Raw genomic sequence first — 24,758 nt, 5'->3', positions numbered from 1 at the left:
TTCCCGGCATGCTTTTGGCTGGGATCACCGCGCCTCCGGGTCCAGCGCCAGCACGCTTCGCCCGCCGTCGACCGGAATACTCGCGCCGTTGATGAAGCTCGCCTCCCCGGACAGCAGGAACATCACCGCCGCCGCCACCTCCGCACTGGTCGCCACCCGCCCGAGCGGGTGCAGCGCGGCCATATCGCGCTCCACCGACGCCGCCGCGGCGGGAGCCAGCCCGGCCAAGTATTCCGAATAGCGTTCGGTGGCAACGGAACCCGGGGCGACCGCGTTCACCCGGATGCCCCGGGCGCCGTATTCCACGGCCAATGCGCGCGTCAGACCCTCGATGGCGGCCTTGGCGGTGCTGTACGGCAGCGCGCCCGGCACGGCCCGCCGAGCCTGGTGCGAACTGATATTGACGATCGATCCACCGGTCCGGGCGGCGAGGAAATGCCGCACGGCGACGGCCGAACCCGCCAGCGCGGGACGCAGATTCGCCTCGATCAGCTCGAGAACCTGCGCCGCGGAGGCCGAATCGACCGACGCGTCACGAAACACCGCCGCATTGTTCACCCACCCGGACAGCGTCCCGGCCCGCTGCGCCAGCGCCGCGGCATGTTCGGCAACCTCCTCGGCCCCCGCATCCCCGGCCACCACCTCGACCCGCTCCCCCGCCCAGCCCATCTCCCCCGCATCCCGCTCGACCACCACCACACGCCCCCGCTCCAGCAACCGCGCCACAATAGCCCGCCCGTTCCCCCGAGCGCCCCCGTTAACCACAAACGACTGCGCCATCAACCCATGCTAGCCAACGGATTTGGCCCCGCCCGCCGCTATCCGCCGATCGTCGGACACACCCACCGAACACGCAGCCGCCTCCCCCCACGCGACCCAGCAACCGCCGCCCGCCACACCGCGGGGTCAGCCGAACTTACGGGTGAGCATGGGCGCCTGGCGCTCCGCCCAGTCAGCCCGCCCCAGATCGACATCAATCGTCGTAGTGGAATCGGCAGGCAATGATCGTCACGACGTCATCATCGGCACAGTAGACGAGGCGATGTTCCTGTGCGATACGACGCGACCACCAACCGGACAGGTTCTGCCGCAACGGTTCCGGCTTACCGATCCCCTCGGCATTGCCGTTGCGGCGAATGTCCTCGATAAGCTTATTGATCTTGCGCAGTACGGTGCGGTCCTCGGCCTGCCAGTGGGTGTAGTCCCCCCAGCCATTGCTGTCGAAGAGGACCTTGCGACTCACCGATCGCTGTCCTCGTCGGCAAGTTCACGTGCCTGCACTCGGCCTGCCTTCACATTTTCGATGCTCTCCAGCAGGCGACGTGCGTTGGCCGAACTTCCGAGAAGATAGGCGGTTTCCTTCAGTGATTCGTACTCGCGTAGTGAAATCACAACAGCGGGCTCCTTGTCACCACTGCGAGTGATGACGACCTCGTCGTTGTCCTCGGTGGCTGCGTCGAGGACCGCCGCGAAGTTGTTGCGAGCTTCGGTCGCATGCATGGCACGCATTCGGTCCTCCCAGAGATGGTCGCGGTAGCTCCATCATAGCATTCTGTACGATATCACGTACAGAATAATGGACGAACACGGCCCCTCCGCACTCCGGCCCGCGCTCCGGAAACTCAGAAGGACACCCCGCGGACCTCCCGGCTGCGCGAGGTGCCCTTCCCGTATCCGAGATGGTGCGAGCACCAAGATTGATGCTACAAGGCGTCTCGAATAATTTCTCGGCAACTCTATGCACCGAATTGCATAGTACACCGGGTATCAGTTAATCTCGCGGCATGGCCCTCGAGCATGCGCTGCTGGTATCGCTGACCGAGCGCGCCGGCTCGGGCTATGAGCTGGCGCGCCGCTTCGACAAGTCCATCGGGTTCTTCTGGAGCGCCACCCACCAGCAGATCTACCGCGTGCTCAAGCGCATGGAGGACCAGGGCTGGGTGACCGGCGAGGCCGTCGCGCAGGAGGGGCGCCCGGACAAGAAGGTCTACAGCGCCAGCGCCTCGGGCCGCGCCGAGCTGGCCCGCTGGATCGCCGAACCCAGCGAGGACATCGGGCCGCTGCGCAGCGAACTCGGCGTCAAGATCCGCGCCGCCGCGCACGGCGATCTGCCCGCGCTGCTCGCCGAGGTCGCCCGGCACCGCGACCGGCACGCCCAGCGGCTCGACGTCTACCGGCTCATCGAGAAGAAGGACTTCCCCGCCCCGCAGCGCCTGACCGGCACCGCCCTGCACCAGTACCTGGTGCTGCGCGGCGGCATCCGGGTGGAGTCCGGCTTCGTCGAATGGTGCGACGAGGTGCTCGAGGCGTTGCGCCCCGGTGCCTCCGCGCGGCCGGGCACGACCGCTTCCCGCCCGGCACCCCCGACCGGCTCGGATGCCCCAGCCCGGCATCCGCGTACCGCAACCGAAAGGTGAACTCGATGACCGCGAATCCCGATTCTGCGGCCGCACAGTCGAACTCGACGCCGTACCCGCACCTGTTCGAGCCGCTGGACCTCGGCCACACCACGCTGCGCAACCGCGTGGTGATGGGGTCCATGCACACCGGGCTCGAGGACCGGGCCTGGGATACCAACCGGCTCGCCGCCTATTTCGCCGAACGCGCCCGCGGCGGCGTCGGCCTCATCATCACCGGCGGCTACGCGCCGAACCGGGAGGGCTGGCTGCTGCCCTTCGGCGCCAAGCTCACCAACAAGACCGAGGCCTACCGACACCGCGCGATCACCCGGGCGGTGCACCGCGAGGGCGGCAAGATCGCCCTGCAGATCCTGCACGCCGGACGCTACGCCTATGTGCCGTTCAGTGTTTCGGCATCATCGATCAAGGCGCCCATCAATCCCTTCCGGCCGCGCAAGATCTCGGGCAAGGGCGTCGAGCGCACCATCGACGACTACGTGCGCTGCGCGGAGCTGGCGAAGTTCGCCGGGTACGACGGCGTGGAGGTGATGGGCGGCGAGGGCTACCTGATCAACCAGTTCCTGGCCCCGCGCACCAATAGGCGCAAGGACGAGTGGGGCGGGTCGGCCGCCAACCGGCGCCGGTTCCCGCTGGAGATCGTGCGCCGCATGCGCGCGGCGGTGGGCGAGGACTTCGTCATCGTATTCCGGCTGTCCATGGCCGAATTCGTGGAGCACGGCCAGACCGAATCCGAGATCCTGGCGCTGGCACGGGAATTGGAGGCCGCGGGCGTCAGCATCATCAATACCGACATCGGCTGGCACGAGGCCCGGGTGCCGACCATCGTGACCTCGGTCCCGCGTGCGGCCTTCGTCGAGTACACCGCGAAAGTCAAGGCGCAGGTGAGCATTCCGGTGTGCGCGTCCAACCGGATCAACATGCCCGAGACCGCCGAGGAGATCCTCACCCGCGGCGACGCCGACCTGATCTCGATGGCCCGCCCACTGCTCGCCGACCCGGAGTGGGTGAACAAGGCGCGCCAGACCCGCGACGACGAGATCAACACCTGCATCGCCTGCAACCAGGCATGCCTGGACCACGCCTTCGTGCACAAGACCGTGTCCTGCCTGCTCAACCCGCGCGCCGGGCACGAGACCGAACTGCAGCTGCTGCCGACCCGGCGGATGAAGCGGGTCGCCGTCGTGGGCGCGGGCCCGGCCGGGCTGTCGGCGGCGGTCAATCTGGCCGAGCGCGGCCACAAGGTCGACCTGTTCGAGGCCGATGACAAGATCGGCGGCCAGTTCGACATCGCGCGGCGCATCCCCGGCAAGGAGGAGTTCAACGAGACCATCCGCTACTTCAACCGCAAGCTGGAGGTCAGCGGGGTGCGGGTGTTCCTGAACCGGCGGGTGACCGCGGCGGAGCTGGTGGAGGGCCGCTACGACCACGTGGTGCTGGCCACCGGCGTGCGCCCGCGCATCCCGAACATCCCCGGCATCGACCACCCGAAGGTGCTCACCTACGCCGAGCTGGTGCGCGAGGAGAAGCCGGTCGGCAAGAAGGTCGCGGTGATCGGCGCGGGCGGAATCGGTTACGACGTGAGCGAATTCCTCACCGTCGACGGCCACCCCTCGCTCAAGCTGGACGAGTGGAAGCAGGAGTGGGGCGTGGACAGCGACGACCCCGAGGCTCCGGGCCAGCTCGTCAAGCCCAAGCCCTCCCCCGCGGCGCGGGAAGTCGTTCTGCTGCAACGCAAGTCGACGCCCTTCGGCAAGAGTCTGGGCAAGACCACCGGCTGGGTGCATCGCGCCGCGGTGAAGGCCAAGGGCGTGGAGCAGATCGGCGATGTCAACTACGAGCGCATCGACGACCGGGGGCTGCACATCAGCTTCGGCGAACAACGGCTGCGCCCTACGGTCATCGAATGCGACAACGTGATCCTCTGTGCCGGACAGGAATCCGTGCGCGAACTCGAGGAGCCGCTGCAGGCCGCGGGCGTGGAGATCCACCTCATCGGCGGCGCCGACCTGGCCGCCGAGCTCGACGCCAAACGCGCGATCAACCAGGGCACCCGGCTGGCGGCGGTACTGTAATGCCGGACCTGGTCAGCCTGGGACTGCCCGGCGACGAGAAGTCGTGGGCGGCACTCGGTTTCACCGTCGATGACCGGAGGATGCAGATCGGCGCGGTGTCGTGCGTGGTCGGCATGTCACCGAGCTGGGGCTTCGACGAGCTGCGCGGTGACGCCTCGATCCTCGAGATACCGGAGCTGGTTAGCGAAAACGCTTCCGGCGCACCGGATCCGGAGTACAAGCTCGAACAGCTGCTGGAGCACCTGTCCGAAGATCCGAAGTCCGATCTCTCCTCCGCGGTAACCGACTCCGGTGCAGCACATCCCAACGGTGTGACCTTCGTTGACCACATCGTCTACCTGGTGAACGACTTGGAGGAGTCCGTCGCGGCCCTGGCCGACGTGCTCGGCATGCCGCCGCGCCGCCGCTTTCACCCGCGCGGCCCGTCCGGCCCCGAGATGGCCTTCTACCGGGTGGGCGAGGCGTTCATCGAGGTCGTCGCCGCCGGTCGGCCGCCGGAGCTGATCGGCGTCGCGTTCGGCACGCCCGACCTGGATGCCACCGTGGCGGCGGTGCGCGCCGCGGGCGGCCCGATCAGCGACCCCAAACCGGCGGTCCAGGGCGGCCGCATCGCCAGCGTCTGGAACGGCCACGTCGGCTGGGGCATCGCCTTCATGGAACCCAAGCCCCGCTGAGCCGCTGCGCCCGGCGCGAGCACGGCCGGTAGGCTCGCCCGCGTGAGCCTGCCTGCACCCACCTCCGAGAATCGTGCCGTCGTCACCGGAGCCTCCTCCGGGATCGGATCCGCGCTGGCCGAGGAGCTCGCCCGGCGTGGCTATTCCGTCGTCCTGGTCGCGCGCCGCGGTGACCTGCTGACCGAGCTGGGACAGCGGCTGACCGACAGGTACGGGGTGACCGCGGAGGTGCGCGCGGTGGACCTGTCCGACCGCGAGCAGCGCGCGCCGCTCGCGCAGGAGCTGTCCGCCCGCGATATCGCGATCCTGTGCAACAACGCGGGCGTCGCCACCTTCGGCCCGGTGTCGGATCTCGACCTGGACTTCGAGCGTTCCGTTATGGAGCTCAATGCCGTTGCGGTGCACGACCTTACGCTGGCGGTGCTGCCCGGCATGATCGCCCGCAAGGGTGGCGGCATTCTCGTCACCGGGTCGGCCGCGGGCAATATGCCGATCCCGAACAACGCCACGTACGCGGCCAGCAAGGCGTTCACCAACAGCTTCTCCGAATCCCTGCGCGGCGAACTCACCGGCACCGGCATCAACGTCACCCTGCTCGCGCCGGGACCGGTCCGCACCGACAATCCGGACCAGGAGGAGGTCGGCGGCAAGATTCCCGACTTCATCTGGGTGTCGGCCGCCTACACCGCCAAGATCTCCATCGATGCGCTGGAGCGCAACAAGATGCGCGTGGTGCCGGGCCTGATCAGCAAGGGTATGAGCGTGGCCGGACAGTACGCGCCCCGCGCCCTCACCGCGCCGATCGTGGGTTCGTTCTACAAGAAGCTCGGCGGTAGCTGATCGGCTGACGGTGTCGGCGCTCACAGCGGCGTCAGCGAGGCGTCAAGATAGCCGCGGCGGATGTCAAAGCCGTGTATCGGCTCGGTTCGCCACGGCGGAACCGGCGTAACCCTGGCGGTGGCCCCGCAGCACAGGCGAAAGCGGGGAACACAGCAGGAGAGACCGTGACGCTGCTCGAGATATTCCCCTCGTTGCGATCGGGAATGCCGTCCCCGCGTGTGGACACGACCGTCTGGCCGTGCGAAACCCACTACGACGACCTCGGACGCATCACCGTCGGCGGAGTCGCCCTGGCCGACCTCGCCGATCAATACGGCACCCCCACCTACGTCCTGGACGAGACCGAGGTCCGCCGCCGCTGCCAGGCCTACCGCAAGCACTTCCCCGACGCCGAGATCATCTACGCCGCGAAGGCGCTGGTGACCAAGTCGGTGGCCCGCTGGGTCACCGAGGAGGGTCTGTCGGTGGATGTGTGCTCGGCGGGTGAGCTGGCGATCGCGCTCGCCGCAGGTGTCGATCCCCAGCGGATCGTGCTGCACGGCAGCGGTAAGCCGTTCGCCGAGCTGGAGACCGCCGTCGCGGCGGGTGTCGGGCGCATCGTGATCGATTCGCTGACCGAGATCACGCTGCTGTCGGCGCTGGTGTCGCGGCCGCAACAGGTGCTGCTGCGGTTGTCGCCCGGCATCGATGTGCACGGTCATCCGGCCGTGAAAACCGGTGTGGCAGACCAGAAGTTCGGCTTTCCGCTGGGCAGTGCGCAGGCCGCCGAGGCGATCGAGCGGATCCTGCGGCAGCCCGGACTCGAACTGGTCGGTTTTCACTGCCATCTGGGCTCGCAGATCCACGACCCGGACTACTACGGCGAGGCGGTGCGCCGGATGGTGGGCGCGATGGCGCGCGTGCGCGACGAGCACGACGTCCTGCTCACCCAGCTCGACCTCGGCGGCGGGCACGCGGTGGCCTACCGCTCCGGCGACGCCGAGATGAACCTGTACGTGCTCGCCGACATTCTCGACGACGCCCTGGACGCGGCCTGCGCGCGCCACGGATTCCCGCGCCCGCACATCGCGCTGGAGCCGGGCCGCGCCATCGTCGCGCGCGCCGGGGTGACGCTGTACCGGGTGATGACGGTCAAGCACATCGAGGGCGGACGCACCTTCGTCATCGTCGACGGCGGCATGAACGACAATCCGCGCGTCGCGCTCTACGGCGCCCGCTACGACGCCGTCGTCGCCAACCGCCACCCCACCGGCCCGCACATGACCGCCACGGTCGCGGGCCGCTACTGCGAGGCCGGCGACATCCTGGCCACCGACGTGCGCCTACCCGCCGACCTGCGCCCCGGCGAAATCCTCGCCGTCCCCTGCACCGGCGCCTACCACCACAGCCTCGCCTCCTCCTACAACGCCGTAGGCCGCCCACCCCTGATCTCCGTCCACCAAGGCCGCCCCCACGAACAACTCCGCCGCGAAACCCCCACCGACCTCCTCACCCGCGACCTCGGCTGACCACCCACCTTCCCGCACCCCTTGCGTGTTCTCGCACCGCCTCCAGGGCCTTGCAAGGGGTGCGGGATCGTGCAAGGGGTGCGTGGAGTGCTGGGTCAAGCCTTGGGTGCGCGCCGGTCAGCGGCGGCGGGTGCCGAAGATGCTGCGGCTGATTTCGCGGCCCGCGGCCGTGGCGGCGGAGCGGAGGAAGCTTTTCACCGCGGGGTTTTTCATGATGCGGTCGGCGGCGGAATCCTCGGCGGGTTGTTTGGCGGAGCGGCGCTCGGGTTTCGGTTCCGGCTCTGCCGCAGCGACTTTCGCGGCCATCAACTCGTAGGCGGATTCCCGGTCGATGGTTTCGCCGTACTTGGCGTGCAGCGGACTGGACTGCGCCGCCGAGCGGATGGCGTCCTCGCCGATGGTGTCCATCAGCGAGCGCGGTGGACGCAGGCGGGTCCACGCGACCGGGGTCGGGGCGCCCTTCTCCGACAGCACCGTGACCACGGCCTCGCCGATGCCCAGGGAGGTGAGCGCCTTCTCCAGGTCGTAGGCGCTGGTCTTGGGATAGGTGCGGACCGTCTTGGTCAGCGCCTTCTGGTCGTCGGGGGTGAAGGCGCGCAGCGCGTGCTGAATCCGGGCACCCAGCTGCGACAACACCTGATTCGGGACATCGGTGGGCAACTGGGTGCAGAAGAACACGCCGACACCCTTGGAGCGAATCAGCTTCACCGTCTGCTCCACCTGGTCCAGGAATGCCTTCGAGGCGTCGTTGAACAGCAGATGCGCCTCGTCGAAGATGAACACCAGCTTCGGCTTGTCCATATCGCCGACCTCGGGCAGGGTCTGGAACAGATCCGCCAGCACCCACATCAGGAACGTGGAGAACAGCACCGGCCGCGACGCCTGCGCACCCAGCTCGAACAGCGTGATCACGCCCTGCCCACCGGCGGTGCGCAGCAGATCCGACGGATCCAGCTCCGGCTCACCGAAGAAGGTGTCGCCGCCCTCGCTCTCCAGATTCACCAGCGCCCGCAGGATCACCCCCGCGGTGGTCGCCGAGACGCCGCCGATGCCCTTGAGGTCCTCCTTGCCCTCGGGGCTGGTCAGGTGCTGGATGACCGCGCGCAGATCCTTCAGGTCCAGCAGCGCCAGTCCCTGCTTGTCGGCCCAGTGGAAGATCAGGCCGAGCGTGGATTCCTGGGTTTCGTTGAGCCCCAGCACCTTCGACAGCAACACCGGCCCGAACGCGGTGATGGTCGCGCGGATCGGCACGCCGATTCCCTCGGTGCCCAGCGAGACGAACTCGGTGGGGTAGCCGGACGGGGCCCAGTCGCCGTCACCGGTTTCCCTTGCGCGCGTGGCGATTTTGTCGTTGGACTGGCCCGGCTGCGACAGTCCCGACAGGTCGCCCTTCACGTCCGCCAGCACCACCGGCACCCCGGCGGCGGACAGCTGTTCGGCGATGCCCTGCAGTGTCTTGGTCTTCCCGGTGCCGGTCGCACCGGCGACGAGTCCGTGCCGGTTCATGGTGCGCAGCGGAATCCGCACGCGCGCGGTCGGATCCACCGCGTCGCCCACCACCACCGTGCCCAGCTCCAGCGCGGCACCCTCGAAGGCGTATCCAGCGGCGATCTCCTGCGCGGCCGGGTTCGCGCCGTCGGAACCGGCATCTGCCGCAGTGCTTTTCGCGGCGGGCCCGGCGCCCGCCGCAGCGGCTTTCGCGCCCAGTTCGGCATCCGCCTCTGCCCCTGTGGTTTTCGCGGCAGACTCCGCGCCCGCATCTGCCCCAGTGGTTTTCGCACCAGGATCGGCGCCTGCCCCTGCCGCGGTTTTCGTGCCGGGCTCCGAATCCGCTTCCGCCGCAGCCTTACTCGCCTCGGCCTCGCTCGCCTCCGCCTCGGCCTGCGCCTTCTTCGCGTCGGCCTTCTTGCTCTCGGCCTCGGCCGTCTGCGCCTTCGTCGCTTCGGCCGCGGCCGCCTCGCGTTCGGCGGCCTCCGCCGCGGCGGCCGCTTCCGCCGCGACGCGGGCGGCTTCCTCGGCCGCCTTCCGCGCCGCCTCCGCCTTCTCCTGAGGAGTACTCATCGCCGACCCTCCGTCTGCCCTGCCAACTTCCCGCCAACATTGCCGACCGCCTGAGCGAAGCACGGATCTGCGAAGACCTTATCCCCAACCGCCCCTATCCGGGCGGCAACCACCCGCAGCAACTCCGCGGCGACATGCCCGTCGCGGCGCTGTCGGCGCGCCGGACGACCAGCGCGGCGGCGCGTTCTGGTGCCGACCGGATGCCCGACAAATACAAGGTGTCGAATTCGACGCTCGCGATACGTCGTGGCCAGGTGCGCCGGTCGGTCGCGACCTGACAGCTAGTGTGTCTCGCGTGAGCGACAAGTACATGGTGTGGATGGATTGCGAGATGACCGGCCTGCGGCTGGACAGCGACAAGCTGATCGAGGTGGCCGCGCTGGTGACCGACAGCGATCTCAACATCCTCGGCGAGGGCGTGGACATCGTCATCCACGCCGACGACACCGCGCTGGCCGCGATGCCGCCGGTGGTCCAGGAGATGCACGCCCGCTCCGGCCTCACCGACGAGGTGCGCCGCTCCACCGTCACCATGGCCGAGGCCGAGCGCCAGGTCCTCGACTACGTCAAGGAATACGTGCCCGCCCCCCGCACGGTCCCGCTGGCCGGTAACTCCATCGCCACCGACCGCGGCTTCATCGCCCGCGATATGCCCGAACTCGACGCCCACCTGCATTACCGCATGGTCGACGTGAGCTCGATCAAGGAGCTGTGCCGCCGCTGGTATCCCCGCATCTACTTCGGCCAGCCGGAGAAGGGCCTCACCCACCGCGCCCTGGCCGACATCCAGGAATCGATCCGCGAGCTCGAGTACTACCGCCGCACCGCGTTCGTCGCCCCGCCCGGCCCGTCCACGGCGGAGATCGCCGCGGTCGCCGCCACCCTCGCCGACGGCCAGACCAGCGCGAAGGCGTCCCAGCCGGGAGCCGATTAGGTTCCGCGCCGCCCCACGCGTTACGATCTAGCGCGGCCGGTACGTGAGCCGGCCATGGTGGCTGTAGTTCAGTTGGTAGAGCACCAGGTTGTGATCCTGGCTGTCGCGGGTTCGAGTCCCGTCAGCCACCCTGACAAGGGGCAGGTCAGAGGTTGAACACCTCACCTGCCCCTTTTGCTATTCGAGGCCGCGCCGCATGGACGCGCGCGCACCGGGTATACGCGCGGCATATCCCATGTAGGAGGTTGCTCTATGGCTACTCGGTTTACTCGCTGTATGGCGGCGACGGCGCTGGCCGGGGCGGCACTGGCCGCGTCGGCGGGGCAGGCAACGGCGGCGCCCGCCGGTGTTTCGATCAACGGCAACATGCAGGCACTCGGCGTGAACATCCTGCACGTCGACGCCGAGGGGCAGGGCGACGGCCCCGCTACCGGCACCTATATGGCCACGGGCCGGTTCGGGAACATGCCGCTGCCGGTCGAGGTCACCGGTCCTGTCACCTGTCTGCGGGTCAACGGCAATACCGCGTCGCTGGTCTATCCGATCACCACCGCCGAACCGGTGATGCTGTCCGCCCCCGATTCGATGGCGATCCAGATCACCGTTACCAAGGGCGAGGGCGGCCGCCCGAACATGATCGGCTACGGGCTCCCCATGCCGACGAGTATGTTCCGCGACTGCATGCCGGGACCGACACCGCTGGTGTTCGACGGGACGATCGATATCCGCTGACCGGCAGCCGCCTGAATTAGAACTGGTTCTAGCCAACCGGGTATCGGTTTGATAGGTTCCACGGGATGATGCCGGAAACTCGATATCCGTTGTGCTCCAGGGGGAATCGGTGACGCGCGAGCCCGGGCGCCGGTCGTTCGATCTCGGCGAGGTCCGCCTCGAGGCACTCACCTGGGGCGAGGCGGGCGGCGACCTGGCGCTCTGCCTGCACGGCTACCCGGATACGGCGTGGACGTGGCGGCACCTGGCGCCGGAGCTGGCGGGGGCGGGCTACTACGTCGTCGCGCCGTTCCTGCGTGGTTACGGGCCGTCATCGATTCCGAGCGATCGCGATGTGAGCGTCGGGGCGCTCGTCGCCGATGCGCTCGACGTGACGTCTCGGGTCGGCGCCCCCGATGCGGTCCTCATCGGGCACGACTGGGGTGCCATCACAGCGAATACCATTGCGACACTGGATGATTCACCCTTCCGCGGGATCGTCTCCCTGGCCGTCCCGCCGCTGGCCTGTGTCACTCCGCAGCGCAGGACCGCGGCGAGGCAGGTCCCGCAGATCCTCGCCCAGACCGCCCACAGCTGGTACATCCTCGTCAACCAGCTGCCGATACTGCCGGAGCAGATCTTCGACCGGATGGTGGCGTTCCTCTGGAAGACCTGGTCGCCGGGCTACGACGCGACGACCGACCTGCGCCATCTCGCACAGTCCGCGCGAACGGCGGACAATCGCCACGCGATCATCGACTACTACCGGCGCCTGGTCCGTCCCGGAACCACCTCGAGCAGGCACGCAGCCTTCCAGCGACAGCTGATGTCACCGCCCCGGCAGCCCACCCTGCAACTGCACGGCCTCTCCGACGGATGCCTCCGCCCACAGCTGTACACCGGCGTGGGCGCCCGTCTTCCTATGGGCAGCCGACTCGTCCCGGTATCCCACGCAGGCCATTTCCTCCACCTCGAACAACCGACCACCGTCGCCTCCACGATCACCGACTACATAGGCCCCGCCGACTCCCGAGCCTGACGGCGCGACAGGAACCGACATCCCGTTCGATACGCGCAGCTACCCGGCCATCACCGGAAAGCACCGTGACATCAGCTCCGGCGGCTCGCGTTCAGTGTTCGGTGTGGGCGGTGAGGTCGTCGAGCAGGATCATGACCTCGCCCTCGCGCTTGATCACCTCGGTGAGGCGGATCTGGAGGCCGAGCAGGGTGGTGTCGGCGAGCGAAGCATCGAGGCGGCCCTGGACGCGCTGCCATTCGGCATCCGCGGATACGGTGCCCAGCAACAGATTCCGCGCACTGCCGCCGAGGTCGGCGGCGATCTCGATCGACGCGTGCGGCGAGCGCACCCACAGATTCAGCGCCTCGATCCTGCCCGGAATCGCGAAGCCCTCACCCTGTTTCGCGACCAGGTCGACCTCCAGACCGTCGGTGGCCGCGCGGATCAGCAGGACCAGGGCGCGATGGTCGGCCCCGGCGGCGCCGTCGGCGTAGACGCCCGGCCGCTTGGTCGGCGCGCCCTCGGCGAATGTCGTGAGGTGGGTCCTGCTCGCTCCGTCGCCGCCGAGTCCCCATCGGCCCTTGTTCTCGAAGTCGTCCAGCAGCACCTCGATCGATGCATCCGCCATCGTGGTCGTCCCTTTCCCTCGCTCCGCAATCCGACGGTGACAGCGCTTACCGTACGGGACAGATGTTCCCGCACAACGAATTCGGCGGGAAAGCCAGGCGAACGGCTGCGTTACTCGTCGTCCTCGGCCGCCGGGAGCGCACCGCTTTTCACCGCGCGAACCAGCTCCTCGTGGTCGGCCTCGGTCTGGTCGGCGTAGTCGATGGCGTAGCGGGCGTAGGCGGAATCCAGCTTGTCGCCGTCCTCGCAGTAGCCCGCCAGCACCCGGGGATCGATCGAGCGGCTGTGGGCGCGGGCGAGCAGGGCACCGGCCAGGCGGCCGTAGTCGTCGAGGTGGTCCTTCTTCAGCTCGGTGACCTCGATGGAGCCCTTGCGGTTGCGGAACTGGCGGACGATGTAGGGGCGCGACCCGATGGTGGCCCAGCCGAGCAGGATATCGGTCTCGGCCTGCACCAGTCGCGCACCGTCGACGATCCGCTGCCCCTCGTGCGGCACCGCCGGGAGGCCCAGCACATCCTGCAGCGCGCTCGGCCGGGCCTGCTTGGCCTGCAGCACCAGCGCCTCATCGTCGTTGCCGCGCAACAGGATCAGATAGTTGCGCAGCCCGACGCTGCCCGTGCCGACCACCCGGAAGGCCACATCGCACACGGTGTACCGCTTGATCAGGTGCGCCCTCGACTCGCGCAGCGTGCGCACGTAGTCGTCCAGCGCGGCGGTGACCTCCGCGGCCGTCGCCTCGGGCACCTCCGTGAGCACCGGCGGGTCGGCGACGAACTTCCACTGCGCGCCGTCGGCGCGGGTCGTCTTCGCCGCGACCCTGGCGCTGGTGTTCTTCTTCGCCTTGCCCGCGGCCCTGGCGAAATCGTCGGTCAGCTCGTCGGCCTCGACCCGATCGATCACCGACTCGTCCCCCAGCGCGGTCCAGGACTCCAGGAACGGCAGCTGTGCCAGGTGGTCGATGGTGCGCCGGTAGCTCTGGGCGGCGTCGTGCGCGGCCTCGCGACAGCCGCTCTCCGACACCCCGCCCTCGCGACCGGCCAGCACCAGACTGGCGGCGAGGCGTTTCAGGTCCCATTCCCACGGGCCCGGCACGGTTTCGTCGAAGTCGTTGATATCCATGACGATTCGGCCGTCCGGCGTGCCGTAGAGACCGAAGTTGGCCGCGTGCGCGTCACCGCACAGCTGAGCGGTGAGGCCGCTGTCCGGGGTCGTGACGAGGTCACCGGCCATCAAACCGGCGGTGCCTCGGTAGAAGGCGAACGGCGACTCCAGCATTCGCCCCACCCGCAGCGGGATCAGCTCCGGCACCCGATCGGCATTGCTCGCCTTGACGTAGTCGACGATCGAGGGACGGTCGGCGGGCAGCTCGAAATCGCGATGCTCCCTGTGGTCGACGTCCTCGCGCAGCGCCCGTCCGCGGTCGTACGCCTCGTCCGAATCCATCCATGAGCCGAACATGTCCGCACTCCTCGCTCTCCACTTCCACCCTGCACCCTCAACGCACGCCGAGCCCTCGAAGTGCCGGATTTCGCCCGCATCACAGTCCTACGCGGTCACGCCCGGGCGTTTGTGCCGTTCGACGTCGGGTACCGCGCCAGCGTCAGGAGGTTGTGCATCATGTCGGACGGTACCGCGCCAACGATTCCCCGGACCGCCGCGCCGGGTGGGCCCACCGACCTGCGACAACGGTCCTGGTGGGCCGTGCTGCGCCGCACCGCCGCCGAGTTCCGCGACGACAACCTCACCGATTGGGCGGCGGCACTGACCTATTACAGCGTGCTCTCGATCTTCCCCGGCATCATCGTGTTGACGTCGGTGCTCGGCCTGCTCGGGCCCGCCGCCGGCGGATCGCTGATCGACACCGTTCGCGATCTGGGCCCGGGTACCGGAACGCAGCTGCTGGTCGACGCGATCGAGGAGCTCCAGGGGTCTCGCGCGATCGCCGGTCCGTTGGCGATCGTCGGCCTCGCGACCGCGCTGTGGACCGCCTCGGCCTATGTCGGGGCGTTCATCCGCGCCGCCAACTCCCTCTACGAGACCGCGGAGAGCCGACCGGTGTGGAAGACGGTGCCGCTGCGGATCGCCCTGACCGCCACGATGGTGTTGCTGCTCGCCACCTGCACGATCGGGGTCCTGGTCACGGGGACGATCGCCGAGCGCGCCGGGCACTGGATCGGTGTCGGCCGCGCCGGAATCCAGGTGTGGGACATCGCGAAATGGCCACTGCTGGCGGTCCTGCTCAGCCTCGCGATCGCGCTGCTGTACTGGGCCGCGCCGAACGCGCGGCAACCCGGATTCCGCTGGCTCACCCCGGGCAGCGTCCTCGCCGTGCTGCTGTGGATCGCCGCCTCCGCCGGATTCGCCGTCTACGTCGCCAATTTCGGCTCCTACAACAAGACCTACGGCTCGCTGGGCGGCGTCGTCGTATTCCTGGTGTGGCTGTGGATCTCCAATATCGCGGTGCTGCTCGGCGCCGAATTCAACGCCGAGCTGGCCCGCGAGCGCACTATCGAGGCCGGTACCCCCGAGGGCTGAGGGTCAGCGGCTGGTGTCGGCGTTGCCCGCCTTCCATTCGGCCCACGGAATGTTCCAGTCGCCGAGCCCGTCGATGCCCGACAGCGTGTCGCCGATCGTGTTCTTCACGATGGCGATATCGCCACGCTTGGCGTTCTCGTAGACCCAGCGGGCGTCCGCCGGGCTCAGGTTCAGGCAGCCGTGGCTGGTGTTGGAGTTGCCCTGCGCGCCCAGTGACCACGGCGCGGAGTGCATGAAGATGCCGCTGTAGGACATGCGCGTGGCGAAGTCGACCGGTGTGCGGTACCCGTTGGGCCCGGTCGCCGAGACGCCGTAGGTGGACGAATCCATGATGATGTGGTCGAACCGGTCGCTGATGATGTAGATGCCGTTGTCGGTGGGGTCGGACGCCTTGCCCATCGAGGTCGGCATGGTGCGGACCACCTGGCCGTTCATCTCCACCGTCACCATCTTGGTGTTGTCGTCGGCGGTGAAGATGGTGGGCTCGCCCACGGTGAAGCTGGAGTGGATATCGGCGTCGCCGATCAGGCCGTGGCCCAGATCCTTGCCGTAGGTGTTCACATCGACGGTCACCCGGGTGTTCGGCGCCCAGAAGTGCTCGGGCCGCCACCGCACCTCACGGTTGTTGACCCAGTAGAACGCGCCCTCGACCGGCGGATTCGTCGTGATCTTGATGGCGTCCTGCGCGGCCCGGCGATCGGGGATGTTCTCGTCGAACTGCACGGCCACCGGCTGTCCGATGCCGACCACCTCGGCCTCGCCGGGCAGCAGCCACGGATGGGTGCGGTTGCGCGGCGAGAGCGTGGTGAAGCTCAGCGTGTTCGAGACCGCGCCACCCAGGCCGACCGCCTCGGCCTGCAGCCGGTAGGTGCGGCCGAAACCGAGCTGCTCGCCCACCTGCCAGGACCGGCCGTCGGGCGCGAGCTGCCCGGACACCGGGGCGCCCTCCGGGTTGAACAGCGTGACGGAGGTGAACTTGCCGTCCTCGACCCGCACCTGCAGCGGCACCGCCGGCGATACCCCGACGTCACCGTCCTTGACCGGCGCGACCAGCTTGGGCTTGATCATCTCCGATACCGGATTGGACTCGATCGCCGAGCCGGAACTCGCCCCCGAATCGCTGCATCCGGTCGCCGCCAGCGCTAGCGCGGACAGTACGGCAACCGATCCGAGCACTACCTTCGACCGATGTCGGCCCCGCCAAACGCTCATGTCCAACCCCGTTTCATGTTCTCGGCGCCGCCGGGCCACCCCGGCGATGCTGCTCAACCCACCACGCCCGCGGGGATCGGTCGAGACCACGCCCCGCCTATTCTGCCAGCCGGAAGGGCCCGAAACGCGCAAACACGGCGGGATCTCCGATCGGTCTGCCCCTTCATCCGTTCGGACCGCCCATCCGTTAACAACATCGGGCACAATCCCCCACACCGCCCCTGAACAGGCGATTTCACTTTACGACCAGCGGCCTGTTATGGTTTTCCCCGCACCGGATCGGAGCCCCACGGGCCCCGCAACCGTGTCACGCACCAAGCGCCATTAGCTCAATTGGCAGAGCAGCTGACTCTTAATCAGCGGGTTCGGGGTTCGAGTCCCTGATGGCGCACCCTTTTGGTACCTGTGGACACCTTCCCAGTATTGCGTGTTCTAGCGCGCTAGAACACGCTGAACAGACACCGAACACCAGCGGCTCGTTCCCGTTCGTGCTGCCCACGCCCGGCGCGACGCCCGATCACAGTGTCGTGCCTCCGGACCCGGGCACGCCACCGGCGCGGTTGCGGGGCGGGCGGCTGGACCGGATGCAGCCGACCTCGCTGGACAGGATTCGTGTCGTATACGGCTCGGTCCTGGTCAACCACGCGGGCCGTCTGGCCGAAAGCGCGATACTCGGCTCACTCGGCTGGACCCCGGGCACGCCGATCCGGATCCGGCCGGCCGCGCCCGGCGTCCTGCTGGTCACCGAGGGTGAGCCCGGTGGTCACGCGATCGCCCGCAACGGCCAACTCTCCGTACCCGCGGACATCCGCAGGGCGATCCGCCTGCGCAAGGGCGACCGTGTGCTACTGGCCGCCCACCCCGACCAGAGACGGCTGATCATCGTCTGCCAAACCGCGCTCGCGGACCTGGTCGCCGAGATCCGCGACCGCATCGACGGCGGTGAGCAGCCATGACAACCGCCACCCCCGCGATCACCTCCACCGAACTCGACGCCGCACGCACCCTGCTCGCCCGGATGGGCATCACCCCCGCCGATCTGCTCGACATCCGCCCGCCCGCGCCGACATTCGCCGAGTACATCCCCGTCGTCCGCGAACGGGTGACCTCGCCGAGCACGCTGCGCACCTACAACACCCACTGGAAATACCTCGAGCGGGAATGGGGCTCCCGCCGAATCGACGAACCCACCACCACAGACATCACCGAGATGCGCGACACCGCGCGCCGCAACGCCAAACAGGACCGCAACGCCCGCGACGGCCGCGGAGCCGCCGAGGCGATGATCGCCGCTCTGCGCTTCCTCTACAAGCACGCCGAGACCGACGGCTTCCTCCGACCCGGTGACAACCCGGCCAAACGAGTCGCCAAACCGCGCCGCGTCCCGTCCACCAGACGCGGCTTGCCGCTCGAACAGCTCGCCGACATCGCGCGGGTGGCCGCGACCACCGGCAACGACCCGGACCTGGACACGCTGCTGCTTCGCCTGCACGCCGAGACCGCCTGCCGCCGCGGCGGCGCCCTGGGCTTGCGCCTCGACGACCTCGACCCGCAGCAAAGCCTGATCTACCTCGTGGAGAAAGGCAAGATCCCTCGCTGGCAACCGATCTCGCCCACGCTGATGGCGAACCTGCTACATCATGCCCGCGAGCGCGGCGCTCAACCCGATGAACAATTGCTGCGCTACCGCAACGGCAAGCCGCTCACCCGCCGCCGCTACGACGGCCTGTGGACCCGCATCGGGCTCGAATTGCCGTGGGTCGAAAAACAGCAGATCAGCATCCACTGGCTACGGCACACGACCCTGAAATGGGTGGAACGCAACTTCGGCTTCGCCGTTGCCCGCGCCTATGCCGGGCACGCCACAGGGAAATCCGAGGGCTCGACCGTCATCTACACCCGAGCCAGCCTCGAGGAAATCGCATTGGCGCTGGCCACCTTGACCGGCGAGCACCATCCACTCGCCGCAGCGGCGTGAACAGGCCGGATAGGGACAACAAATGACCATCGAAGCGACGTGTCCTACGAGACGCCCCGGCAACGAAGGCGCAATGGCGCCGCTTTCCGAAGGCTTCCACCCGTCGGAGCGGGCGCCCGACAATGTGATGCTCCGAGCAGCCCTCGAAGGGTGCTCGACCAAGAAGGACATGATGCAGCTCGTGTGCGAGCTGTTCGGAGACCCGACAACCGACGACGTGCGCTCGATACTGGCGCGCTGCGGAGCACAGGTCTCACGACAGCACGCATCGACCGTCGTCAACGACTGGCGGCGCACTCACCACCGCCGACCCCGCCCTGCCGTTTCGGATCGGCACGCTCCCGCCGCCGACGACGCCGACTTGCCTGCGTCGCTTGACGGCCTCGGCCCCTCGGATACGGAGGACACGGTCACCGAGGTGACGACACTCGAACCCGAACAGCAGCCAGACGCGTCAATTACAGAGCCTCCTACAAATAGTCAGATCGACGTGTCGCGTGTTGGTGAATCCCTGCCCGACGACCGCCAGGTCGACGCGTCACTATTCGATGAGGCGAAGGTCGACGACGCCAGCGACGACGGATCCGGTCTCGATGCTCGAGCGGCTGAGGCACCGCGAACGTCGTCTCGCCCGGTCAGGATTTGGCCTGTGCTGCTGATCGCGCTGCCCGCATTTGTGGCCGTGTGGTCCGGTTGGGTCGGTCTGGGTGAGCTGACCGGGTTCGGGGTCATCCATCCCTTGCCGGGCATCTGGGATTCCGCCCGCCTCAACACCGCGATCACGCTGCCGATCGGTGTCGAGGCTTACGCGTCGTACGCCTTGTACGTCTGGTTGTCGGGTCGCATCCGGACCGCGAAGACCGTCAACTACGCCAAATGGTCGGCCATCAGTAGCTTGACGCTCGGCGCTGCCGGGCAAATCGCCTACAACCTCATGCAGGCCGCGGGAACCCGGACCGCACCGTGGCCGATCACGACGATGGTCGCGTGCCTGCCGGTTGTCGTGCTCGGAATGGGAGCGGCACTCACACACATGATCCTCCGCGAGAACGACGCGGATTGAGGTGGCCAACAGGACGTTCTCCACCGGTCGGCGGGCTGAACAACCGGGCCCGCCGGCCCCAGGGAATCCAACCTCCACTCATCGAATTGTGCTGCTTCCAAATCTGTTTCGATGACACGCACATTCCGGACGCGGGACTTCTTGTTCCCATCGCATCCTTGGGTTTCCGCGTCCCGAAGTCAGCCTGCTGGCCGGTACTGCCAGACGAGCCCGTGGTCCCCGGTCATCTTCGGGTTACACCACATGGTCCGGCCATCGGCATCGGTGGAAGTCGCACCTTCAGTGGAGCAGGGCTGCCCCGGAGCGGGCGGCTGCGCGCTGGCTGCGCCACCCATGAACACCACCGCCGTGACTGTCGCAGCGGCTACCACAGTGACTACTGCGTATTGCCGTACACCCATATCGATCGACCTCCCCGGAGCGAGCCTGCTGGGACGGGACTTTCGACGAGCCAGGTCCAGCCTATGAAACAAACCGACCGTTACTTATATCAGTCTGATTTCGGTACGCCCCCGGCGGACGCGGGTACTCCTCGGCATTTTCGGGTATCGCTTCCCCGGGTTCGGCGATCTACGCCGATTCAGCGAATCGAGATACCGGTCGTCGACCGCGAAAACGTCCGATGGCAGGTCGCGCGACCGTTATACAGGCACCTGCAACGAGGCCGCCCAGGCCGATACCGGCGATAGGGGTCCATGAAAGCGCGACGGTGACGAGCATCGCGATCGGGGCCAGCACCGCGATTACGACCAGACCGCTTGTGACGATGAGCTTCTCGGCGCGGCGCGTACGGTCATCGTCGAGTGTCCAACTGATCAGCGAATGACGAGGGGGAACAGGGCGAGGCGAGGCCATGAATTCTCTCCAGGGAAGGATCCTCGGCTGGCCCGGTCGCTCGATCGTCTGTCCCGATCGACTGTGCTGCCGCTTGTGTACGTTCCCTGGTCTCTCGAGCGGCTAAGGGCAGTCCTGGCGAACCGGTGCTCCACCCACGCTCCGCGCCAGACGATCGACGCGCTCTGTCTGATTTTACTATGCGCCCGCGATCGCCGCCCATCGGGCTCGGATGGGGTATATCGGCCCCGGTAGATCCGGCGGCCGCTGTCATCCGGCGTCCACCGGAGCCGCAGTTGCCCCCCGACCTGCCACTCGGCAGCCCAGCGGCGCAGGTTGCGCTCGCCCGCGCGGCCGTTGAATGCCTTTGCAATCGAATTGCTGTCGACGCAGAATCCGCGCGTTCCCTCTGCGGTGTCCACGGTTGTCCACAACGCCCATCGTGGAACACCGTCTCGGGTGAATTCCGGCTGGTCGTTAATGTCCCAGCCGCCGGCACACGTAGGGAGCGGTGACGATCTCACCCACGTACTCGACGCCCGGGGCCGGGAACTTCCAAGGCCGCTCAGTGTGCGGGTCAAATAGAACGTCGGTGAAAAGGTCCATCGGTCCCCTGCTCGCTCAAAAGAATGATGGGTATCGAATGTACACCCGCAACGCATCGCGTACGCCGCGCTGAGCCACCCTTTCGCGAATGGAGGCGCGCCGCCTTCGGGTGACCAACCCGTCGAACGGTGCCGCCGGGCGCACGTGCAGAGGATCAGGCGCGAACCCCGGCGGTCCGTCGCATCGACGCGAGAACGGCGCGAATTGAGTAGACGACAGGGCAAGTTCGCGGGTCGGCGGGCCTTATCAGTCTGCCTTGGCGGCGGGGGGTGTCAAGCCGCGAAAAGCGTGCGGCTTGACACCCCTTTTCCGCCGCCAAGGCGGACTGAACGGCCGGCCCGCCGACCCGCGAACGCTGCCCTCCTGTTCGAGAAACCGCCTTCTCGACCGCGGGCTTCCCACTCAACACCCTCTGAGATTTCCCGAAATACCTGATTTTTTGGGAGGTCCTTTGCAGTCCCTGCCTATTGAGAATTCTAATCTGCCTCACTTCCTCTCGACGGCCGCTGCATCGATCGAACGATGCGATACCGCGTGGGGACCCCTCACGCCGTGGACCACCAGCGCTGATCATCTCGACCCGGCCCGCCGGATGCTGTTCTTCCTGGGAATCGGCCAACCCAGCCTGATGACCGCGTCTCCGGTACCGGTGTTCGTGTCAGCAAAACGACTGGCGTCGTATCGCTCTCGCGGCGAGAAGTTCCCGGTCAAAGCAATCCGGGCCCCGTATGCCGGGGACTCGGGAGCGTATTCGGCGGTCATGCTGACCGCCGATCCGCGCGGGCATCCCTGGTGGGCGCATCCCGACGAATACGGGGCGCTATGGACTCGGCTGATCGAGGACATCGGGCCACCGTTGTTCGTCGGGATCCAAGACGTGCCTTGCGAACCCGGATGCCTACGGTTCACCGGATCGACCGTGAGCCAGCACCAGCAGGCGACTCTGGAGAACTTTCTGTATCTGACCGAGCAGTTCGATTTCGTGCCGTGGCTACCCACGTTGCAGGGCTGGCATCCGCACGATTACGTCGAGCACTATCACCACTACCTAGAGGCCGGTATCGACCTCACGGGCCGGTGGGTCGGAATCGGAAGCATCTGCCGCAAGAACCGCGCCCGAGACGTGGCCCGGGTCCTTGCCGCTCTCGCGCCGCTGGGCATGAAAATGCACGGATTCGGCGTGTCATTGAATGCGCTGGCGTTGGCCGGTCACCTACTCCACAGCAGTGATAGCCAAGCCTGGTCGATGGCGTCTCGCACTGCCCGTGTCCGGCTACCCGATTGTGAGCACCTGTCTCGCCCGGACCCGGTCACCGGCGAACGCGTGATCACCGATTGCCGAAACTGTTTCCGTTATGCCCTGCACTGGCGCGAAAAGGCTATGGACGCGTTGCGCGCCTGCGCCGAGCGTGTGGCCGCCGCCGACCCCGGCCTGTGGTCCGACCCTGTTCCCGCGCAGCCGATCCCACGCCCACCACGCCAGACCGCAGCGGCCCAGTTGCGCTCCGGTCTCCCAGCGTCCGACCAGATTTCGCTGTTAGAGCCTACCCGCGCGGCGCCTCGGCACGAGGCCAACCAGCCCCCAGCCGTCGGCGACGCGGCCTGAGCGAAGGAAGTTCGTATGTCCACGATATTGAGCAGAAGCCAAACCAAGCTGCATCGTGAAGCCTGCCAGTTGATTGACGCCGACCGCGACCTCGACGACCAGGAGAAGAGGTTCGTCCTCGATCACTGGCAGGAGGCTGCCGATCCCGAGCACTGTTTGGACGGAGCGCATTTCACGCCTTTGAGGCTGGCGCGTGACATGCGCATCGACGTCGTCGGCACCCGCATCATCGACCTGTGCGCCGGAATCGGCCACTTGAGCTTCGCGTGCCGAAACCTACTCGACCATCGCTGGAACAGTGAGCCGCCGCGCGAATTCGTTTGTGTGGAACGCAATCCGGAGTACGTCCGGATCGGCATGCGAATCATGCCCGAGGCCACCTGGATCTGCGCCGACGTGCTGACCGTCCCATCCATGCGGCTGCGCTCGTTCGATACCGCTGTCGCCAACCCGCCATTCGGACGGGTCCGTCGCGCAATGGACGCTCCAGGGTACCGCGGTCCGCGATTCGAGTACCACGTCATCGCTGTCGCAGCACAGCTGGCACGCCATGGTGTGTTCCTCGTCCCGCAGCAGTCGGCACCGTTCAGCCACAGCGGAAAACGCTGCTACACCGAGAATCCGGACGCCGAGTACCAGAGGTTCCACACAGCGACCGGTATCGCGTTGGAGCCCGGTTGCAGCGTCGACACCACCTGCTACGCCGACGACTGGCACCAGCGGCCGGTCCCCACGGAAGTCGTCGTCTGCGACTTCACCGGACAGCCCTCCGCAATCATGGGCACCGACCGCCGCCTGCCGGCCACAGGTCGCCGGTTCAGCCGACCCATTACGACAGCGCCTCAACCTGCCGGACCGCCGGCCGCGTAGAACTGGAGGCTCGCACATGTCGCGATCACCTATCGACGCCAACGTGATTCGACGGTACCGGACCGGTCGCACCAACGGACTGTCTGCCGCCGTGGCCTACCGTCACGCGATCGCATTCGAACCTGCGCGCACCTATGAATGCTGCGGCGATGACGCCGTTCGATTTCTGCTCGACGACCCGGAATTGACCGGCCTCGTCGTGACCGCGACAGCTACCCCGGACGACGATCCGGACCGGTCATGGTTGGGCGAGTACACCGATTCGTGGTCTCCCGACGTCATCGCCACCGACCTGATCGCACACGGACATCCTCCGCGGTACTTTCTGCCCTGCTACACCGTCGCGGCGCGGCGGGCGGACTTGTCGGCACTCGGATATGCCCGCGGCCCGGCGCAGGTCGAGGCCGAGCGGCAGGTCCGCGAGGATGCCCGGATGTTCACCGAACTCGACGCCCGCGTCGTCACGGTGTCGGTGCGCAAAGCTGGTGTGCTGCTCGGCGAGGCTTCCGTCGGAACAGATTTCGGGCCGAACGCCAGCTTCGAAGACCAGCTGGTCGATGTCGCGTCCGATCTTCTCGACGAGGCGATCGCCGAGGCCCGCGCCGCCCTGCCGCACCTCATCACCGCACTTACTCACGGCCGTGAACCCGAAACCCCACCCGTCGGGCCGTCCGCCACCAGCACGCCCATCGTCGTCACCGACGCGCTGTGGGGATCGCTCCGCGCGGAGCAGGCTGATTCCGGGCACACCGTGCTGCACATCGATCCGGTAGACCCCGAGGCGGAGGTGCGGGTTGTCCTGCACGGCAACGAACTTGTCGATGATCGGATCGCCCGCGACGATATCGAGGTCACGGTGTATCGGGGGCGAAGCGACGATCGCCGTGTCGTGCACATCGACACCTTCGATCACACCGGGCCGATCCGCATCAACCTCAACGATGGACCAGCGGTCTATCACGGCGACCCCGCGACCGGCGAGCGATTCGCCGAGTACACCGACTTCTGAGAAGGCGCGTCTCCGGTCCCCGTTCTGCGGACGCTCGGAGATGATGCCGTCGGCGGTCGGTCGTGCGTGAAACCCCCGGGGAAAACCCCCCCGGGGGTGGCCCCCCTACCGGGGCCGGGGGGGGCGGGGGGCCGCCCCCCCGCCCCGGGCCCGGCGGGGCGCCCCGCGGGGGGGGGACAA

Annotated in this window: 23 protein-coding genes and 2 tRNA genes; 18 read left to right on the top strand and 7 right to left on the bottom strand. The window is 67.7% G+C overall.

Going from position 1 to position 24,758, the window contains the following annotated elements:
* Window positions 1-24 precede the first annotated feature (24 nt).
* The 3 genes from QH290_RS16265 to QH290_RS16255 form a co-directional block, all read right to left on the bottom strand.
* Window positions 25-780 carry an SDR family NAD(P)-dependent oxidoreductase gene (locus tag QH290_RS16265; protein ID WP_280383701.1) on the bottom strand — a complete coding sequence of 252 codons (756 nt, stop codon included), beginning with the start codon at window positions 778-780 and terminating at the stop codon, window positions 25-27.
* Between the two features lie 193 nt (window positions 781-973).
* Window positions 974-1,243 (bottom strand): Txe/YoeB family addiction module toxin, encoded by a 270-nt coding sequence (locus QH290_RS16260; RefSeq protein WP_280383699.1) that lies wholly within the window; start codon window positions 1,241-1,243, stop codon window positions 974-976.
* Complete coding sequence (locus tag QH290_RS16255; protein ID WP_280266125.1) at window positions 1,240-1,509, bottom strand: type II toxin-antitoxin system Phd/YefM family antitoxin; 270 nt, start codon at window positions 1,507-1,509, stop codon at window positions 1,240-1,242. Before QH290_RS16255 ends, QH290_RS16260 begins: the two co-directional genes overlap by 4 nt.
* A 275-nt stretch (window positions 1,510-1,784) precedes the next feature.
* Here QH290_RS16255 and QH290_RS16250 point away from each other — a divergent pair, with 275 nt between their 5' ends.
* From QH290_RS16250 to lysA, 5 genes are all read left to right on the top strand, one after another.
* Window positions 1,785-2,417: a PadR family transcriptional regulator gene (locus QH290_RS16250; RefSeq protein WP_280383697.1), complete on the top strand. Its 633-nt coding sequence runs from the start codon at window positions 1,785-1,787 to the stop codon at window positions 2,415-2,417.
* Window positions 2,418-2,422: 5 nt separating this feature from the next.
* Window positions 2,423-4,492 (top strand): NADPH-dependent 2,4-dienoyl-CoA reductase, encoded by a 2,070-nt coding sequence (locus QH290_RS16245; protein WP_280383695.1) that lies wholly within the window; start codon window positions 2,423-2,425, stop codon window positions 4,490-4,492.
* Window positions 4,492-5,166 (top strand): VOC family protein, encoded by a 675-nt coding sequence (locus tag QH290_RS16240; RefSeq protein ID WP_280383693.1) that lies wholly within the window; start codon window positions 4,492-4,494, stop codon window positions 5,164-5,166. Before QH290_RS16245 ends, QH290_RS16240 begins: the two co-directional genes overlap by 1 nt.
* Window positions 5,167-5,208: 42 nt before the next feature.
* On the top strand, window positions 5,209-6,006 hold the full coding sequence (gene cmrA, locus QH290_RS16235; protein WP_280266121.1) for a mycolate reductase: 798 nt from the start codon (window positions 5,209-5,211) through the stop codon (window positions 6,004-6,006).
* Window positions 6,007-6,170: 164 nt separating this feature from the next.
* Window positions 6,171-7,514: a diaminopimelate decarboxylase gene (lysA, locus tag QH290_RS16230; RefSeq protein ID WP_280383692.1), complete on the top strand. Its 1,344-nt coding sequence runs from the start codon at window positions 6,171-6,173 to the stop codon at window positions 7,512-7,514.
* Between the two features lie 117 nt (window positions 7,515-7,631).
* Here the strand turns inward: lysA and QH290_RS16225 are convergent, their stop codons facing one another.
* Window positions 7,632-9,575, bottom strand: a complete 1,944-nt coding sequence (locus QH290_RS16225) for a helicase HerA-like domain-containing protein (RefSeq protein ID WP_280383691.1) — start codon at window positions 9,573-9,575, stop codon at window positions 7,632-7,634.
* A 134-nt stretch (window positions 9,576-9,709) separates the two neighbouring features.
* Between QH290_RS16225 and QH290_RS16220 the strand changes: the two genes are divergently transcribed.
* The 5 genes from QH290_RS16220 to QH290_RS16200 all read left to right on the top strand — a co-directional run bounded on the left by QH290_RS16220 (window position 9,710) and on the right by QH290_RS16200 (window position 12,259).
* The gene (locus QH290_RS16220) at window positions 9,710-9,853 is read left to right on the top strand and encodes a hypothetical protein (RefSeq protein WP_280383689.1); all 144 of its coding nucleotides are present in this window, start codon (window positions 9,710-9,712) and stop codon (window positions 9,851-9,853) included.
* A gap of 32 nt (window positions 9,854-9,885) precedes the next feature.
* Window positions 9,886-10,509 (top strand): oligoribonuclease, encoded by a 624-nt coding sequence (orn, locus tag QH290_RS16215; protein ID WP_425303612.1) that lies wholly within the window; start codon window positions 9,886-9,888, stop codon window positions 10,507-10,509.
* Window positions 10,510-10,566: 57 nt separating this feature from the next.
* Window positions 10,567-10,639, top strand: a tRNA-His gene (locus tag QH290_RS16210).
* A 122-nt stretch (window positions 10,640-10,761) separates the two neighbouring features.
* A complete protein-coding gene (locus tag QH290_RS16205; protein ID WP_280383687.1) occupies window positions 10,762-11,241 on the top strand; it encodes a hypothetical protein in 480 nt (159 codons plus the stop codon).
* Window positions 11,242-11,350: 109 nt separating this feature from the next.
* Window positions 11,351-12,259, top strand: coding sequence for an alpha/beta fold hydrolase (locus tag QH290_RS16200; protein WP_280383685.1), 909 nt, complete (start codon window positions 11,351-11,353; stop codon window positions 12,257-12,259).
* Between the two features lie 91 nt (window positions 12,260-12,350).
* Here QH290_RS16200 and QH290_RS16195 read toward each other — a convergent pair whose 3' ends face one another.
* Both QH290_RS16195 and QH290_RS16190 read right to left on the bottom strand, forming a co-directional pair.
* Window positions 12,351-12,866, bottom strand: a complete 516-nt coding sequence (locus tag QH290_RS16195; protein WP_280266114.1) for a hypothetical protein — start codon at window positions 12,864-12,866, stop codon at window positions 12,351-12,353.
* Between the two features lie 110 nt (window positions 12,867-12,976).
* Complete coding sequence (locus QH290_RS16190) at window positions 12,977-14,323, bottom strand: DUF2252 domain-containing protein (RefSeq protein WP_280266113.1); 1,347 nt, start codon at window positions 14,321-14,323, stop codon at window positions 12,977-12,979.
* A gap of 159 nt (window positions 14,324-14,482) precedes the next feature.
* On the opposite strand from QH290_RS16190, the gene QH290_RS16185 reads away from it, so the two are divergent.
* On the top strand, window positions 14,483-15,400 hold the full coding sequence (locus QH290_RS16185; RefSeq protein WP_280266112.1) for a YihY/virulence factor BrkB family protein: 918 nt from the start codon (window positions 14,483-14,485) through the stop codon (window positions 15,398-15,400).
* Window positions 15,401-15,403: 3 nt separating this feature from the next.
* Here the strand turns inward: QH290_RS16185 and QH290_RS16180 are convergent, their stop codons facing one another.
* Window positions 15,404-16,612, bottom strand: a complete 1,209-nt coding sequence (locus QH290_RS16180) for a L,D-transpeptidase (RefSeq protein ID WP_280266111.1) — start codon at window positions 16,610-16,612, stop codon at window positions 15,404-15,406.
* 318 nt (window positions 16,613-16,930) lie between these two features.
* Between QH290_RS16180 and QH290_RS16175 the strand changes: the two genes are divergently transcribed.
* From QH290_RS16175 to QH290_RS16145, 7 genes are all read left to right on the top strand, one after another.
* Window positions 16,931-17,003: transfer RNA gene (locus QH290_RS16175), tRNA-Lys, on the top strand.
* A gap of 136 nt (window positions 17,004-17,139) precedes the next feature.
* Window positions 17,140-17,568: an AbrB/MazE/SpoVT family DNA-binding domain-containing protein gene (locus QH290_RS16170; RefSeq protein WP_280266110.1), complete on the top strand. Its 429-nt coding sequence runs from the start codon at window positions 17,140-17,142 to the stop codon at window positions 17,566-17,568.
* Window positions 17,565-18,590: a tyrosine-type recombinase/integrase gene (locus QH290_RS16165; RefSeq protein WP_280266109.1), complete on the top strand. Its 1,026-nt coding sequence runs from the start codon at window positions 17,565-17,567 to the stop codon at window positions 18,588-18,590. Before QH290_RS16170 ends, QH290_RS16165 begins: the two co-directional genes overlap by 4 nt.
* A gap of 22 nt (window positions 18,591-18,612) precedes the next feature.
* Window positions 18,613-19,653: a hypothetical protein gene (locus QH290_RS16160; protein WP_280266108.1), complete on the top strand. Its 1,041-nt coding sequence runs from the start codon at window positions 18,613-18,615 to the stop codon at window positions 19,651-19,653.
* Between the two features lie 1,891 nt (window positions 19,654-21,544).
* Window positions 21,545-22,699: a deazapurine DNA modification protein DpdA family protein gene (locus QH290_RS16155; RefSeq protein ID WP_280383683.1), complete on the top strand. Its 1,155-nt coding sequence runs from the start codon at window positions 21,545-21,547 to the stop codon at window positions 22,697-22,699.
* A gap of 15 nt (window positions 22,700-22,714) precedes the next feature.
* Window positions 22,715-23,569 carry a class I SAM-dependent methyltransferase gene (locus QH290_RS16150; RefSeq protein WP_280383681.1) on the top strand — a complete coding sequence of 285 codons (855 nt, stop codon included), beginning with the start codon at window positions 22,715-22,717 and terminating at the stop codon, window positions 23,567-23,569.
* Between the two features lie 16 nt (window positions 23,570-23,585).
* Window positions 23,586-24,578 carry a hypothetical protein gene (locus QH290_RS16145; RefSeq protein WP_280383679.1) on the top strand — a complete coding sequence of 331 codons (993 nt, stop codon included), beginning with the start codon at window positions 23,586-23,588 and terminating at the stop codon, window positions 24,576-24,578.
* Window positions 24,579-24,758: the final 180 nt, after the last annotated feature.

Origin of the sequence: Nocardia wallacei (assembly GCF_029869545.1) — a bacterium.
Lineage (GTDB): Bacteria > Actinomycetota > Actinomycetes > Mycobacteriales > Mycobacteriaceae > Nocardia > Nocardia wallacei_A.
Note: the sequence above shows the minus strand (reverse complement) of the source record. Positions and strands in the feature narration are given on the sequence as shown.

Excerpts from the sequence above, each read along its gene's own strand:
- QH290_RS16160 (WP_280266108.1), top strand. The coding sequence starts at position 18,613 with ATGACCATCGAAGCGACGTGTCCTACGAGACGCCCCGGCAACGAAGGC.
- QH290_RS16150 (WP_280383681.1), top strand. The coding sequence starts at position 22,715 with ATGTCCACGATATTGAGCAGAAGCCAAACCAAGCTGCATCGTGAAGCC.
- QH290_RS16225 (WP_280383691.1), bottom strand. The coding sequence starts at position 9,575 with ATGAGTACTCCTCAGGAGAAGGCGGAGGCGGCGCGGAAGGCGGCCGAG.
- QH290_RS16185 (WP_280266112.1), top strand. The coding sequence starts at position 14,483 with ATGTCGGACGGTACCGCGCCAACGATTCCCCGGACCGCCGCGCCGGGT.
- QH290_RS16250 (WP_280383697.1), top strand. The coding sequence starts at position 1,785 with ATGGCCCTCGAGCATGCGCTGCTGGTATCGCTGACCGAGCGCGCCGGC.
- QH290_RS16265 (WP_280383701.1), bottom strand. The coding sequence starts at position 780 with ATGGCGCAGTCGTTTGTGGTTAACGGGGGCGCTCGGGGGAACGGGCGG.
- QH290_RS16220 (WP_280383689.1), top strand. The coding sequence starts at position 9,710 with ATGCCCGTCGCGGCGCTGTCGGCGCGCCGGACGACCAGCGCGGCGGCG.
- QH290_RS16145 (WP_280383679.1), top strand. The coding sequence starts at position 23,586 with ATGTCGCGATCACCTATCGACGCCAACGTGATTCGACGGTACCGGACC.
- QH290_RS16245 (WP_280383695.1), top strand. The coding sequence starts at position 2,423 with ATGACCGCGAATCCCGATTCTGCGGCCGCACAGTCGAACTCGACGCCG.
- QH290_RS16165 (WP_280266109.1), top strand. The coding sequence starts at position 17,565 with ATGACAACCGCCACCCCCGCGATCACCTCCACCGAACTCGACGCCGCA.
- QH290_RS16190 (WP_280266113.1), bottom strand. The coding sequence starts at position 14,323 with ATGTTCGGCTCATGGATGGATTCGGACGAGGCGTACGACCGCGGACGG.
- orn (WP_425303612.1), top strand. The coding sequence starts at position 9,886 with ATGGTGTGGATGGATTGCGAGATGACCGGCCTGCGGCTGGACAGCGAC.
- QH290_RS16195 (WP_280266114.1), bottom strand. The coding sequence starts at position 12,866 with ATGGCGGATGCATCGATCGAGGTGCTGCTGGACGACTTCGAGAACAAG.
- QH290_RS16255 (WP_280266125.1), bottom strand. The coding sequence starts at position 1,509 with ATGCGTGCCATGCATGCGACCGAAGCTCGCAACAACTTCGCGGCGGTC.
- QH290_RS16205 (WP_280383687.1), top strand. The coding sequence starts at position 10,762 with ATGGCTACTCGGTTTACTCGCTGTATGGCGGCGACGGCGCTGGCCGGG.
- QH290_RS16240 (WP_280383693.1), top strand. The coding sequence starts at position 4,492 with ATGCCGGACCTGGTCAGCCTGGGACTGCCCGGCGACGAGAAGTCGTGG.
- QH290_RS16180 (WP_280266111.1), bottom strand. The coding sequence starts at position 16,612 with ATGAGCGTTTGGCGGGGCCGACATCGGTCGAAGGTAGTGCTCGGATCG.